Raw genomic sequence first — 13,247 nt, forward strand, 5'->3', positions numbered from 1 at the left:
GCAGCAGAGATGTGATGAGCAGCACCCCTTCCAACGCCGCCGCCCCCGACCCCGCGCCCCATGACGGGCCGGCCCGCAAGGGCTGGGGCGGGGCGCTGCGCCACCCGGCCTTCCTGCGCTATTGGCTGGCGCGCATCCTGTCCATGGGCGCCCTGCAGGTCCAGGCGGTGGCCGCCGGCTGGGCCATCTACGACCGCACCGGCAGCACCATGAACCTGGGCCTGATCGGCCTGGCGCAGTTCCTGCCTTCCGTCGGCCTGGTGCTGGTCACCGGCCATGCCGCCGACCGGCTGGACCGCCGCCTGATCATCACCACCTGCGTGGGCATCGAGGCCCTGGCCATGGCTATGACGGGGGTGGTGCTGGCATCGCCCGACCTGCCGGTGTGGCTGGTCTATGCCTGCGTCATGCTGTTCGGCGCCGCCCGCGCGTTCGAGGCGCCGGCCTCCTCCGCCCTGCTGCCCAACCTGGTGCCCAAAGCCGACTTCCCCAACGCGGTGGCAATCAGCTCATCCGCCATGCAGGTGGCGGGCGTGTTGGGGCCGGCGTTGGGCGGCGTGCTCTACGCCGGCCTGCATGATTGGGTGTTCGGCGTGGGCGCCGGCTTCCTGGTGCTGGCCGGCCTGATCGTGATCGGCATATCCGCCCCCTCGCGCGCCGTGACCCGCGCCCCGGTCAGCTGGGATGGCATCCTGGGCGGCATCCGCTATATCCGCCAGCAGTCCATCGTGCTGGGCGCCATCTCGCTGGACCTGTTCGCCGTCCTGCTGGGTGGCGCCACCGCCCTGCTGCCGGCCCTGGCGCGCGACCAGTTCTCCGCCGACGCCGGTCTTTTGGGCCTGACGGGGCCCATGCTGTTGGGCGTCATGCGCGGAGCGCCCGGGGCGGGCGCCATCCTGGTGGGCCTGACCTTGGCCGCCTGGCCGCTGAGGCGCCGGGTGGGGCCCATCATGCTGGCCTGCGTGGGCGTGTTCGGCCTGGCCACCATCGTCTTCGGCCTGACCCATTCCCCGGCCGTCGCCTTGCTCAGCCTGCTGATCATGGGGGCGGTCGACATGGTCAGCGTCTTCGTGCGCCAGACCCTGGTGCAGCTGGGCACGCCTGATGAGATGCGCGGCCGGGTCAGCGCCGTCAGCGGCCTGTTCATCGGCGCGTCCAACCAGCTGGGTGAATTCGAGTCCGGCCTGACGGCGTCGTGGCTGGGGACGGAATTGGCGGTGGTGGTGGGCGGCATCGGCACGGTGGCCGTGGTGGCCTTGTGGTGCGTGCTGTTCCCCACCCTGCGGCGGGCGGACAAGCTGGACTGGTCCACCGCCACCTGATGGTGGGCCGGCCACGAGGCCTTCAGGAAAAGGCCAATAAAAAAGGAAGGATGGGTAGCGGGCCCATCCTTCCTTTTTTGAAATCGAGCGCTGAGCGCGCGACCAATCAGCCCTTGGCCTTGAAGGCGCGCAGCTGCTTGTTGAACTCGTTGGCGATGCTCTGCATCTGGTCGACGGCGGCGTTGTACTTGGCGGAGCCGGCGGCCTTGTCATTCTCCAGGCACTTCAGGAAGTCCTGCATGTCCGCCATGTAGCCCTTCACCGAGGCGCTGGCGCTGGTCATCTGCTCGGTGGTGGCGCCGGCGCCATCGGGGATGGACGGCGGGTTGGCGTGCGTGCTGCACTCGGCCAGCGCGGGGCCGGCGACAAAAAGGGAAACGGTGGCCAAAATGCCCAGGAACTTCGTGTTCATCGCTGATCTCTCTTCTCTGCTGCCCCGGTGGTCCGCCATTCTTTGCCGCGCAGCACAAGGGGGTGTTGGACCCAAAGCCTTATGCTGCACCTGCGACGGCGGCCAATTGTTTACGGGCGGTTTATTAGCAAAACCTTACCAAGATGAAAACAAGTCCCGCATGCATCGTTGGGCTGCGTTGCACGCGGGGTAGAGGAACCGTTGGGGTGTATATTTGCGCCGCCTACTGCCCCGCCACCATCATTCCGACAAATTATGAGAATAGATTTGCCGTTTGTTTTGGGAAAATTACCATGCATTTTAGGAAAGTTATCCTGACGACGATCTGTTTTTGTCTGGCAAGCCCCTTGGGGCAGGCGACTGCGCAGACCTGTGTTGCGTTGCAGCATGCCGTGCGGGGCGCCGCGCCCGGATCGGGCCCGCGTTTCGTGGTCAGCTACCCCGGCGACACCCATCCCGCCTTGGCGCACAGCGCGTTCACCTACGACAACGCCCTGGCCACGATCGCCTTGGTGGCGTGCGGCCACGTGGACGACGCCCGCCTTGTGGGCGACGCCCTGGCGCGGGCGGCCACCACAGACCGGACCTTCAAGGACGGGCGGGTGCGCAACGCCTACCGCGCCGGTGCCGCCGCCAGCCCGCCCCTGCCGCCCGGCTGGTGGGATGACCGGGCTGGCCAGTGGGCGGAGGACGGTTATCAGGATGGCAGCGCCACGGGGAACGTGATTTGGGCGGCGCTGGCCCTGCTGACGCTGCACGAGGCGTCGGGCGAGCCAATCTATCGCGACCGCGCCGCCGGCCTGATGCGCTGGGTGGCGGACTTGATGGCTGACCCGGCCCAGCCGGGTGGATTCATCGGCGGGCTGGATGGCTTCGATCCCGTCCAACGGCGCCTGAATTACAAGGCGACGGAGCATAATATCGACGCGGCCGCGGCCTTCACCTGGCTGGCGCGCCTGACGGGCGACGCCACCTGGAGCCGCCACGCCGCCCTGGCGCGCGGCTTCGTGGCGGCGGCCTGGGACGGGACGGAGGGGCGCTTCCGCATCGGCACCAAGCCGGACGGTCGCGGCTGGGCGGCCGGCGCGGCGCTGGACATCCAATTGTGGGCGCATCTGGGCATTGGGGACGCACTGGCCGACTGGCGACGGTCGTTGGCTTGGGTGGAGGCGCGCCACGCCACCGCCGGCGGCTTCGACTTCAATGATGACCGCGACGGCGTCTGGATCGAGGGCACAGCGCAGGCGGCCCTTACCTATAAGATGCTGGGGCAGCCGGACAAGGCGGCGGCGGCCCTGGCCACCGTGCAGGCGGCCCGGGGGCCGGACGGGCTGCTCTACGCCACCGCCGCCGGCACGGTCAGCACAGGCCTGGCCGTGGGGCCAAGCTCAACCACCGATGACTTCCGCTATTACCACCAGCCCCACCTGGGGGCCACGGCCTGGGCCGCCCTGGCGGAGACAGGCTGGAATCCCTTCACGGGGCGGCGTGTGGGTAGGCATTAGACCGGCCGGGTTCAGACTGAATCGCGGCCAGCTCTGGCGGACCGCCTTGACGTGAACAGCGGCCCTTGGCGACGCACCCCTCAGCGACGTACCCCTTAACGGCGGACCAGGGCGGCCCCCATCAGCACCACGCCCAGGATCAGGGCGGCGGGACCGACGAAGGGGGGGACGACGTGGGTGTTCTCTTCCTTCGCGGTGACCTTCAGGTCGCCGATCTTGGCCAGTTCCTTGGTGTCCTTGGTGGTGAACATGGGCACGGCCAGGGCCAGCACGCCCAGAACCACGATAACGGCGCCGGTGATCAATAGTCCGCTCTTGCCAGCCATCTCTCTCTCCGTTCTCAGGTCCGCTTGGTCATATGATGCCCTGTATTGATGGGCGCTTTATGTCATCAACATTATCGTTTCTGGCGCGTTCGTCACGGCTGCTTTGGTCGTACATCAATATCCGGTCGCCACCGTTCGTGATTTATGACGCAGACCTATAGGATAGGCTCGCGAGCTCTTTTTACTCGCGTTGCCCTAGGTTGATGGCGAAGGGGTGTACGACCTGCGGCCGGGCGACCCTACTTTTGGCAGGCCGTCGCGGGCGCTTTGCGGCCCGTCCCGTCGGAAGGACAGGGACGTCCATCGCCGGGTTTGCTTTTGGCCTCGGTGGAGTTGTATTTTCGGGCGCATTGTTCAGACCTGCCCCCCGGGGATGGCAGGATGAGGGTCTTCAAGGAGTTTGGCGCGTGAAGATAATGGTGACGGGCGCGGCCGGTTTTATTGGGTCCGCGGTGTGCCGCCTGTTGGCGTCCGAAGGGCAGGACGACTTGGTGTGCGTGGACAAGCTGACCTACGCGGCCAGCCTGGAAGCCATTGGCGAGGTTCTGGCGGGCGGCCGCGCCGTCCTGGAAAAGGCCGACGTCGCCGATGTCGAGGCCATGCGCGACATCTTCAAGCGCCACCAGCCGGATGCCGTGATGCACCTGGCGGCGGAAAGCCATGTCGATCGCTCGATCGAAGGGTCGGGCATCTTCATCCGTACCAACATCAACGGCACCCACGTGATGCTGGAGACGGCGCGCGAGTACTGGCAGGCCCTGCCGGAAGAGCGCAAGGCCGCCTTCCGCTTCCACCACATCTCCACCGACGAGGTCTATGGCTCGCTGGGTGAGGAAGGGCTGTTCCGTGAGGACACGGCCTATTCGCCCAACTCGCCCTATTCCGCCAGCAAGGCGGCGTCGGACCATCTGGTCAACGCCTGGTACCACACCTACGGCCTGCCGACGCTGCTCAGCAACTGCTCCAACAATTACGGCCCCTTCCACTTCCCGGAAAAACTCATCCCGCTGATGATCCTCAACGGGATGGAGGGCAAGAAGCTGCCGGTCTATGGCAAGGGCGACAACGTCCGCGACTGGCTGTTCGTGGAAGACCATGCCCGCGCCCTGGTGCTGATCGTGCGCAAGGGCGTGCCCGGTGAGCGCTACAACGTCGGCGGCAACGCCGAGCAGCGCAACCTGTACGTGGTGGAAACCATCTGCGACCTGCTGGACGAGCGCCTGCCCAGCAGCACCAAGCGCCGCGAGCTGATCACCTTCGTGACCGACCGTCCGGGCCACGATCAGCGCTATGCCATCGACGCCTCCAAGATCAGGCGCGAGCTGGGGTGGGAGCCGTCGGTGACGTTCGAGGAAGGCATCCGCCGCACGGTCGATTGGTATCTGGCGAATCGCTGGTGGTGGGAACCCATCCGCGAGGCCAAGTATTCCGGCCAGCGCCTGGGCGTGGCCGCTCCCACCGCCGCCGCCGTCGGTTGAGGAACCGGTCATGACGGGGGAGAGCGTGGGGACCGTTCGCGTATTGCTGCTGGGCGGGGCTGGTCAGGTGGGCTTGGCCTTCCAGCGTGCGGTGCCGGCCAGTTGGCGTGTCGCGGCACCCGTCCGCGACACGTTGGACATCGCCGACCCCGACGCCATCCTGGCGGCGGTGTCGGCCGCCGACCTGGTGGTGAACTGCGCCGCCTACACCGCTGTGGACAAGGCCGAGAGCGAGATCGACGCGGCCTATGCCGCCAACCGTGACGGCCCGGCGGCGTTGGCCCGCGCCTGCGCCGCGCGCGACATCCCCCTGCTGCACCTGTCCACCGATTACGTTTTCGACGGCACCAAGGTGGGGCCGTACGTGGAAACCGACCCCGTCGGCCCCGTCAGCGTCTATGGCGCTTCGAAAGAGGCGGGCGAGCAGGCGGTGCGGGAGGCCTTGCCGGCCCACGTCATCCTGCGTACGGCCTGGGTCTACGGCCCCGACCGCGCCAATTTCCTGAAGACCATGCTGCGCCTGGGCGCGGAGCGGGAAGAACTGCGCGTGGTGGCGGACCAGCACGGCTGCCCCACGGCGGCGGCGGATATCGCCGACGCCTTGGTGGCGGTGGGCAGCCGCATCCTGAACGGCCAGCGCGACGGTTTCGGCACCTATCATCTGTGCGGCACCGGCGCCACCACCTGGCACGGCTTCGCGGCGGAGATTTTCGCCCAGGCCCAGGCGCGGGGCGCCAAGGTGCCGCGCCTGGTCGCCATCGGCACGGCGGACTACCCCACCCCGGCCAAGCGGCCGGCCAATTCGGTGTTGGACTGCGCGCTGCTGGAACAGGTCTTCGGCTGGCGGGCGCCGGCCTGGCCCGACAGTCTGGCCCGCAGCCTGGATGCGCTGCTGCCGGCCTGATCCTTGCGCCGCAACTTGAGATTTTCCTTTAACCTTATAAGATACAAGGCTTATTCAAATGAAGGGCATCATCCTCGCGGGCGGTTCCGGCACCCGGTTGCACCCCCTGACCAAAAGCGTCAGCAAGCAGTTGCTGCCCATCTATGACAAGCCGATGGTCTACTATCCGCTGTCCGTCCTGATGCTGGCCGGCATCCGCGACATCCTGCTGATCAGCACGCCGCACCACCTGCCGCTGTTCCAGGATTTGCTGGGCGACGGCGCGCCGTGGGGCATCAACCTGTCCTATGCCGAGCAGGCGGCGCCCAACGGCCTGGCCGAGGCTTTCATCATCGGCAAGGACTTCATCGGCAACGACCCCTGCGCCCTGGTGCTGGGCGACAACATCTTCTACGGCCAGGGCCTCAGCGCCCAGGCGCAGAAGGCCGCCTCCGTGAAAGAGGGCGCCACGGTTTTCGCTTATTGGGTTGAGGACCCGCACCGCTACGGCGTGGTGGAGTTCGATGAGCAGGGCCGCGCCATCAGCATCGTGGAAAAGCCCAAGGAGCCCAGGTCCAACTGGGCGGTGACCGGCCTGTACTTCTACGACAATCGCGTGGTGGACATCGCCCGGGAGATCAAACCCTCGCCCCGTGGCGAGTTGGAGATCACCGACGTCAACAACGTCTACCTGCAGCAAGGCAACCTGCTGGTGGAACGCCTGGGCCGCGGCACCGCCTGGCTGGACACCGGCACCCATGATTCGCTGCTGGAAGCGGCGGAATTCGTGCGCACCATCGAGCATCGCCAGGGCCTGAAGATCGGCTGCCCGGAGGAAATTGCCCTGGAACTGGGCTTCGTGGATGAAGAGGCCGTGCTGTCCCAGGCCCGGGCCTACAAGAACAGCCCCTATGGCCAGTACCTGCAGCGCCTTGTCATCCGCCGCCGCACGTCGCAGTTCTGACAGACCCTTGTAAAATGGAAGGCGCCGGCGAGCGCGCTGGCGCCTTTTACTTTTCGGGCCAAGAAAGCGGTCCTTTGAGGCCACCTATGGATGGATCAGCCCCATCTGGATGGCCTTGGCCACGGCGTGGATTTTGGAGTAGCAGCCCAGCTTCTCCAGCGCGTTCTGCAGGTGGAAGGTCACGGTGCGGCCGGAGACGCCGATGATCTCACCCGTCTCCTCGACCGTCTTGCCCCGGCTGGCCCAAACCAGGGCCTCTTGTTCGCGCTGGGTCAGGGTCGGCGGCGGGGTGACGGGTGTCAGGCGCATGCTGACCACCCGTTCATGGAAATAAAGGGCGCTGAGGCGCAGCCAGGCCGGCGCGGAGTCCGGGCTGATCAGCCCTTCCGGCTTTTGCGTCCAGAACAGGCTGACCACGGCCGAGGCCAAGCGGCCCTGGGGGTCGACCGTGTGGGTGGGGATGACATAGCCCTGGGTGTAGCCATGGTCGGCGGCCGAGGTCATGACGGCGATGGCGCGCTGGGCGTCCTGCTTGGCGCGGCCGCGCGCCGGTAGGTCCAGCTTGGACGGGGCCTGCAGGCTGGCATGGAACTCCGGCACGTCGGCCCAGGTCAGGGGGGCGGCCTGCCGCTTCGCCATCACCATCAGCGGGTCATGGCTCATATATCCTTCGGACAGATAGGTGTGGAGAAAATCCTCCCGCACCGTGGTGCGCACGAAGAGGTCCGGTTCGCCGGGCGCCGGGCCCGGGCGGCTATCGATGTAACTGACGGCGGCATAGCCGAGGTCGCGGGCCAACTGGCTGAAAGTATTGAATAAATCTTCGGGGTTGTCCGGTTGGCCCAACCGGTTCAGGGCTTCGTCCAGGATCATGGGAAAGCGTCCAAGGGGCCCGGGAATGGGCGCGCGATTGACGGGTCGGGGCACCTCTTTCGCGTCAAAGGCGCCTAACCCTGTATGAGTCTACAGTTATGTAACTACATTTCCCCCGCTTTGATAAGGACCGCCATCACACCCCCGGATAACGCGCTCCGGTAGCGCTTCCGGATCCTTGTCTCGGAGCACGGACATGACCGTATTGACCAGCCATCGCCTTCCGTTCCCGGTTCTGGCCGCTGTGCACCAGGCGACGGCGCCGCGATCCCTGGTACCGCGCAGCGTGCGCGTGGGCAGCCGCCGCACCTCCATGCGGCTGGAGCCGCAGTTCTGGACCGGCCTGGATCTGCTGGCCCGCCAGGAAGGCTGCCAGATCGCCGAGCTGCTGGACGTGATCGACCGTTCGCGCGATGACGAAACCAGCCTGTCCAGCGCCGTGCGCGTGGTCGTGGTCAGCTATTTCCAGTGGCTGGCGTCGGTGGAAACCCTGGCGACCCCCGTGCAGGCGCCGCAGCAGAACCTGAGCCAGGCGTTCTTCTGATCGCCGCCATTTGGGCCCGATGCGGCCCCCCGCTTCATTGCACATTAGTGATCCAAGTCAAGGCAGGGCGTACCGGGAACGGTTATCTGGGAAAACCTTTTCTGGGAGATTGGCCCCATGCCTGCCGCATCGCTTGCCTCTGCTGCAAATCTGTCGCCCTTGGACCGTGTCCGTCGCACCACCACGCTGCTGGTGCTGACGCTGCTGGTGGCGCAGATTTTCGTTCTTCTGGCCGCCCAGCTGGTGGTTCTGGGCGGGTTCGACTGGCGCCAGCCGGCGGCGACCCTGCTGGTGGTCGTGGTGGCGGCGGTCGCCTGGGTGGCTCTGCCGCCCCCAGCCGGCCGCCTGGTGCTGGCCGCCTGCCTGCCCCTGGCGGGCGCCCTGTCCATCTGGGCCTTCGCCGGCAACCCGTGGCAGACGGGCATGCAGGTCTATGTCTATATCCTGGTCGCCGTCTCCGCCGGTTTTTGTGACGGGCGCACGCTGGCGGCGTCCGCGGCGGCGGTGGCGATGTTCTTCATCGTCGGCGGGCTGGCCGTTCCGGAGTCGGCGGGCGTCCGCGGCGGGGAATACCTGCGCATCCTGATGTACGTTTGGCTGGTGGTGTTCGAAGGCGCCCTGCTGGCTTGGCTGGCCCAGACCATGGCCCGGTCCTTCCAGCGGTCGGACGAGGCCCTGGCCGACGCCCGCCAGGCGCATGAGGAACTGGCCCAAGCCACATCCGCGCGCGAGGCCATGGCCGCCCAGTCGCGGGATGAGCGTAACCGCCTGATGCTGGCCCTGGCCCGGCGCCTGGAAAGCGATGTCGGCGGCCTGGCCGGCGAGGTGGCGGGGGCGGCCACCGACGCGCGCGGCTGTGCCGACGATCTGCGCGCCCTGGTGCGGCGCGGGTCGGACAACGCCGGCGCCATCGCCGCCTCGGGCGGGGATGCGCTGGACAGCGCCTCACAGGTGGCGGACGCGGCCTCGCAGCTGTCCGAGGCCATCGCCGAGATCAGCAGCCAGGTCACCCGCTCCTCCGGCGTGACCCGCGAGGCGGCGGAGCGGGCGCGCTCCGCCCAGGCCATCATCAATGGCTTGTCGGAAGCGGCCTCCAGCATCGGCAGCGTGCTGGCCACCATCAGCGAGATCGCGGAACGCACCAACCTGCTGGCGCTGAACGCCACCATCGAGGCGGCACGCGCCGGCGTGGCGGGCAAGGGCTTCGCCGTCGTGGCGTCGGAGGTGAAGAACCTGGCCGGCCAGACGGGCCTGGCGACGTCGGAGGTGGCGCAGAAGGTGGCCGCCATCCGCGACAGCACGCACGAGGCGGCGGAGGCCATCGAATCCATCGCCACCGTCATCTTCGACGTGGACGCCGCCACCTCCGCCATCGCGGCGGCGGTGGAGGAACAGGACGCCGCCACGAAGGAGATCGCCCGCAGCGCCGCCGAGGCGGTGCAGAGCGCCGGCGCCGCCGCGCGGGGGTGTGAGGAGACGTTGTCGGCCTGGACCGACACCAACGGTTCCGCCGACGGTATCGCCGACCTGTCCAAGCTCCTGTCGGGCCGGGTGGAAAAGCTGCAGACCGTCGTGGACGGCGTGGTGAGGGAAATTCGCACCGACGCGGCCTGAAGCGGCTCGGCCAACGGTCTATGGTGGCCGCGACCCATGGCACGACGGGGACGTGCCGCTGATGGGCGGGTGAGCCTGAAAAAAGCGGAGGGGGCGGTCCCGGCAGGGAACCGCCTTTTTCCTTTTCAATTTTACCTTCAGCCGGCGTAGACGGCTGCCGGCAGCCAGGTGGCCAAGCCCGGCACGACGCACAGCGCCAGGATGGACACCAGCATCAGGCCCACGAAGGGCAGCACCCCCATCACCACGGCGCGCAGGGGGATGTCCGGCGCGATGTTCTTGATGACGAAGATGTTCAGGCCCACCGGCGGGTGGATCAGCCCCATCTCCATGACGATGGACATGATGATGCCGAACCAGATCAGGTCGAACCCGGCGGCCTTCAGCGGCGGCAAGATGATGGGGGCCGTCATCAGGATGATGCTGACCGGCGGCAGGAAAAAGCCCAGCACCACCACCAGCACCAGGATGGCCGCCAGCAGCACCCACTTCGACAGGTGCATGCCCACGATCCACTCCGCCGCGCCCTGGCTGATGTGCAGGTAGCTCATCACGTAGGAATACAGCAGCGACATGCCGATGATCATCATCAGCATGGTGGACTCACGCAGGGTGGACATCAGGATGGGTCCAACCTGGGCCGGTCGCCAGACGCGGTAGATGCCGGCCACCATCAGCAGGGCCAGCACGGCGCCCAGGCCGGCCGTCTCCGAGGGGGTGGCGATGCCGCCGTACAGCGCGAACATGACGCCGATCAACAGGGTGACGAAGGGCAGCACGCGCGGAATGGCGGCAAAGCGTTCGCGCGCCGTGAACGTGTCGGTGCGCAGGATCTCCGACCAGGCGCCGCCCTGGGCATAGGCGACCGTGGCTGCCGCCTTCTCCTGGCGATAGCGCGCCACGGCATAGATCGCGAACAGCACGACCATCAGCACCCCCGGCCCGATGCCGGCCAGGAACAGGCGGCCCAGCGACTGTTCCGCCGCCACGGCGTACAGAATCAGGGTGATGGAGGGCGGCAACAGGATGCCCAGGGTGCCGCCGGCGGCGATGATGCCGGCGGCGAAGCCGGGCGAATAGCCGCGACGGCGCATCTCGGGAATGCCGGCGCTGCCGATGGCGGAACAGGTGGCGGGGCTACTGCCGGCCATGGCGGCGAACAGGGCGCAGGCGAAGACGTTGGCCACACCCAGGCCGCCCGGCACCCGGCCCATCCACACATGCAGGGCGGAATAAAGGTCGGAACCGGCCCGCGACCGGCCGATGGCGGCACCCTTCAGGATGAACAGGGGAATGGTCAGCATGGTGATGCTGGCCATTTCCTCGTACACATTCTGGGTGACGGTATCCAGCGAGGCCGCCGGCATGAAGAAATACATGAAGACGACGGCGACCGTGCCCAGCGCGAAGGCGATGGGGAGGCCGGCGAACAATGCCACCAGGGTGGCGCCGCCATAGAGCAGGCCGATCTCAACCGTGCCCATGGGCGCGTCCTTCCATAGGGTCGTCCACCGGTTGGGGAGCCAGCACCTGCACCGCGATCTGCAGGGTCAGCAGGGTCATGCCCACCGACATGGCGAGGTAGGGGATCCACAAGGGCGGCGCCCAGGAGGAGAAGGTGGCGTACCCCTCCACCCAGGCCTCATGGCACAGCACCCAGGACTTCCAGGCGAAGAAGCCGCAGAACAGGAAGGAGATCAGGTCCGCCACCCAGCGGCGCGCGCGCTCCACCCCCTTGGGCAGCAGGCCGCCCACCGCCTCGATGGCGACGTGGCCCCGGCGGGATTGGACATAGGCGGCGGACAGGAAGGTGGCGCCCACCAGCAGGAAGATGGCCGTCTCATCCTGCCAGTCGGCCGCCTGGTGCAGGAAATAGCGCACCATGGCCTCCTCCGTCATGACGATGCCGGCGGCCACCACCGCCACCGCCGCCACGGTGGCGATGGCGCGGTTGGTCCATGACAGGAGCTTGCCCGCCCAGCGCAGGGGGGCGGGCGCTCCCCTGGGCAGGCGGGCCGCGCCGGGTCCCCCTTCGGGCGTATTGGTGTCCAGTCCCGCAGCCCTCATGCCACGTCCTCGGCCAGCTTAAGTAGGGCCGCGGCCTCGGCGGAACGGTCGGCGAAGTCCTTCCAGGCGGTATCGCGGGCGATGGCGCGCCACTCATCCATGACCTTCTCGTCCATGTCGACGACCTTGACGCCCGCCTTGGCGTAAATCTCGGCCACGCGCTGGTCGTCCTTCTTGGCTTCCTCCAGGCCGAAGGGCTCCAGCGACTCACCCACCGACAGCAGGGCCTTTTGCTGGGCGGCGGGCAGGCCGTCGAACACCACCTTGGACATCATCAGCGGTTCCAGCATGTACCAGAAGCTCTTCTGTCGGGCGGCGGTCAGGCTCTTGCTCTGTTCCTCCAGCTTGAAGGAGATGAGGCTGGTGGAACTGGTGACGGCGGCGTCCAGGGCGCCCGTCTGCATGCCGGCATAAATCTCGTTGGACGGGATGGAGGAGACGGCGGCGCCGGCCGCCTTGAACATCATGTCCATCTCGCGCGACCCGCCCCGGATCTTGATGCCCTTCACGTCGGCGGGATGCAGCACGGGGGTGCCGCGGGCGGCGACGCCACCCGCCTGCCACACCCAGGTCAGGATTTTCACGCCCTTGGCCTCGAGCGCCTTGGTCAGCGCCTCGCCGATGGGCTTCTTCTTCCAGGCCAGGCCCTGCTCATACGTGGTCACCAGGCAGGGCATCAGGCCCAGGTTCATCTCCGGGATCTCACCGCCGCCGTAGGGCATGGGATAAAGGGTGAAGTCCAAGGCACCCTTCCGCAGGGCCTGCAATTGCGCCACGGTCTTCATGAGGGAGGAGGCGGGATAAATCTCGAACTTCAGGGCGCCGTTGGTCTCCGCCTCCACCTGCGCCGCGAACTTGCGGCACAGCCGGTCGCGGAAGTCGCCCTCCGTCAGCGTGCCGCCCGGGAACTGGTGGGAAATTTTCAGGGTGGTTTGGGCCTGGGCCAGGGTGGGGAGCAAGCCGCCGGCGCTCAGCACCGTGCCGCCCAGGGTCAGGGCGACGGGGCCGCCCGCCATGCCCCCCAGCAGGGCGCGGCGCGACAGGGCGATGTTGGACCTCTGATCGGTCGAAATCTGGTCGGTCGAAGTCTGGACGGTCGACATGGGGGCGTGTTCCTCACCGTGGGCAGGCGCCGGTCTTCTTCTGGTCCGGCGTTGGGGTTGGGCCTGAAGCGTCGGTTCTGACAAGGAAACGGGTACTGGCGGGGCCGGGTACGACGGTCCCCTCAAGCACTTGGGCGCCAACTCCGGCGCTGATCC

General features: G+C 67.4%; 13 protein-coding genes. 7 read left to right on the forward strand and 6 right to left on the reverse strand.

The genetic code is table 11. The annotated features are described in order from the left end of the window. Positions 1 to 14: 14 nt before the first annotated feature. A complete protein-coding gene (locus UAJ10_RS01860; protein ID WP_322913657.1) occupies positions 15 to 1,322 on the forward strand; it encodes an MFS transporter in 1,308 nt (435 codons plus the stop codon). A gap of 106 nt (positions 1,323 to 1,428) precedes the next feature. Here the strand turns inward: UAJ10_RS01860 and UAJ10_RS01865 are convergent, their stop codons facing one another. Next, positions 1,429 to 1,734, reverse strand: coding sequence for a hypothetical protein (locus tag UAJ10_RS01865; protein WP_145612383.1), 306 nt, complete (start codon positions 1,732 to 1,734; stop codon positions 1,429 to 1,431). Positions 1,735 to 2,081: 347 nt separating this feature from the next. Between UAJ10_RS01865 and UAJ10_RS01870 the strand changes: the two genes are divergently transcribed. After that, positions 2,082 to 3,239, forward strand: coding sequence for a YyaL domain-containing protein (locus UAJ10_RS01870; RefSeq protein WP_322913659.1), 1,158 nt, complete (start codon positions 2,082 to 2,084; stop codon positions 3,237 to 3,239). A gap of 95 nt (positions 3,240 to 3,334) precedes the next feature. Here UAJ10_RS01870 and UAJ10_RS01875 read toward each other — a convergent pair whose 3' ends face one another. Then, positions 3,335 to 3,565 (reverse strand): hypothetical protein, encoded by a 231-nt coding sequence (locus UAJ10_RS01875; RefSeq protein WP_145612381.1) that lies wholly within the window; start codon positions 3,563 to 3,565, stop codon positions 3,335 to 3,337. A 407-nt stretch (positions 3,566 to 3,972) separates the two neighbouring features. Between UAJ10_RS01875 and rfbB the strand changes: the two genes are divergently transcribed. From rfbB to rfbA, 3 genes are read left to right on the forward strand one after another with little or no spacing between them, the layout of a single operon-like run. Next, on the forward strand, positions 3,973 to 5,043 hold the full coding sequence (gene rfbB / locus UAJ10_RS01880) for a dTDP-glucose 4,6-dehydratase (protein ID WP_322913660.1): 1,071 nt from the start codon (positions 3,973 to 3,975) through the stop codon (positions 5,041 to 5,043). A gap of 10 nt (positions 5,044 to 5,053) precedes the next feature. Beyond that, positions 5,054 to 5,947 carry a dTDP-4-dehydrorhamnose reductase gene (gene rfbD, locus UAJ10_RS01885; protein ID WP_322913662.1) on the forward strand — a complete coding sequence of 298 codons (894 nt, stop codon included), beginning with the start codon at positions 5,054 to 5,056 and terminating at the stop codon, positions 5,945 to 5,947. A 58-nt stretch (positions 5,948 to 6,005) separates the two neighbouring features. After that, a complete protein-coding gene (rfbA, locus tag UAJ10_RS01890; RefSeq protein ID WP_322913663.1) occupies positions 6,006 to 6,890 on the forward strand; it encodes a glucose-1-phosphate thymidylyltransferase RfbA in 885 nt (294 codons plus the stop codon). Between the two features lie 84 nt (positions 6,891 to 6,974). On the opposite strand, the gene UAJ10_RS01895 is transcribed toward rfbA, so the two are convergent. After that, the gene (locus UAJ10_RS01895) at positions 6,975 to 7,763 is read right to left on the reverse strand and encodes a helix-turn-helix transcriptional regulator (protein ID WP_322913665.1); all 789 of its coding nucleotides are present in this window, start codon (positions 7,761 to 7,763) and stop codon (positions 6,975 to 6,977) included. A 196-nt stretch (positions 7,764 to 7,959) separates the two neighbouring features. Here UAJ10_RS01895 and UAJ10_RS01900 point away from each other — a divergent pair, with 196 nt between their 5' ends. Both UAJ10_RS01900 and UAJ10_RS01905 read left to right on the forward strand, forming a co-directional pair. Continuing rightward, positions 7,960 to 8,307 (forward strand): ribbon-helix-helix domain-containing protein, encoded by a 348-nt coding sequence (locus tag UAJ10_RS01900; RefSeq protein WP_050898184.1) that lies wholly within the window; start codon positions 7,960 to 7,962, stop codon positions 8,305 to 8,307. Positions 8,308 to 8,424: 117 nt separating this feature from the next. After that, a complete protein-coding gene (locus UAJ10_RS01905) occupies positions 8,425 to 9,921 on the forward strand; it encodes a methyl-accepting chemotaxis protein (RefSeq protein ID WP_322913666.1) in 1,497 nt (498 codons plus the stop codon). A gap of 137 nt (positions 9,922 to 10,058) precedes the next feature. On the opposite strand, the gene UAJ10_RS01910 is transcribed toward UAJ10_RS01905, so the two are convergent. From UAJ10_RS01910 to dctP, 3 genes are read right to left on the reverse strand one after another with little or no spacing between them, the layout of a single operon-like run. After that, entirely contained in the window at positions 10,059 to 11,405 is a 1,347-nt protein-coding gene (locus UAJ10_RS01910; protein WP_322913667.1) for a TRAP transporter large permease, read from the reverse strand. Beyond that, positions 11,392 to 11,988, reverse strand: coding sequence for a TRAP transporter small permease (locus UAJ10_RS01915; RefSeq protein WP_322913668.1), 597 nt, complete (start codon positions 11,986 to 11,988; stop codon positions 11,392 to 11,394). Before UAJ10_RS01915 ends, UAJ10_RS01910 begins: the two co-directional genes overlap by 14 nt. Further along, positions 11,985 to 13,091, reverse strand: a complete 1,107-nt coding sequence (dctP, locus tag UAJ10_RS01920) for a TRAP transporter substrate-binding protein DctP (protein ID WP_322913670.1) — start codon at positions 13,089 to 13,091, stop codon at positions 11,985 to 11,987. Before dctP ends, UAJ10_RS01915 begins: the two co-directional genes overlap by 4 nt. Positions 13,092 to 13,247: the final 156 nt, after the last annotated feature.

It is taken from the genome of Nitrospirillum guaranorum, from assembly GCF_034653275.1.
Lineage (GTDB): Bacteria > Pseudomonadota > Alphaproteobacteria > Azospirillales > Azospirillaceae > Nitrospirillum.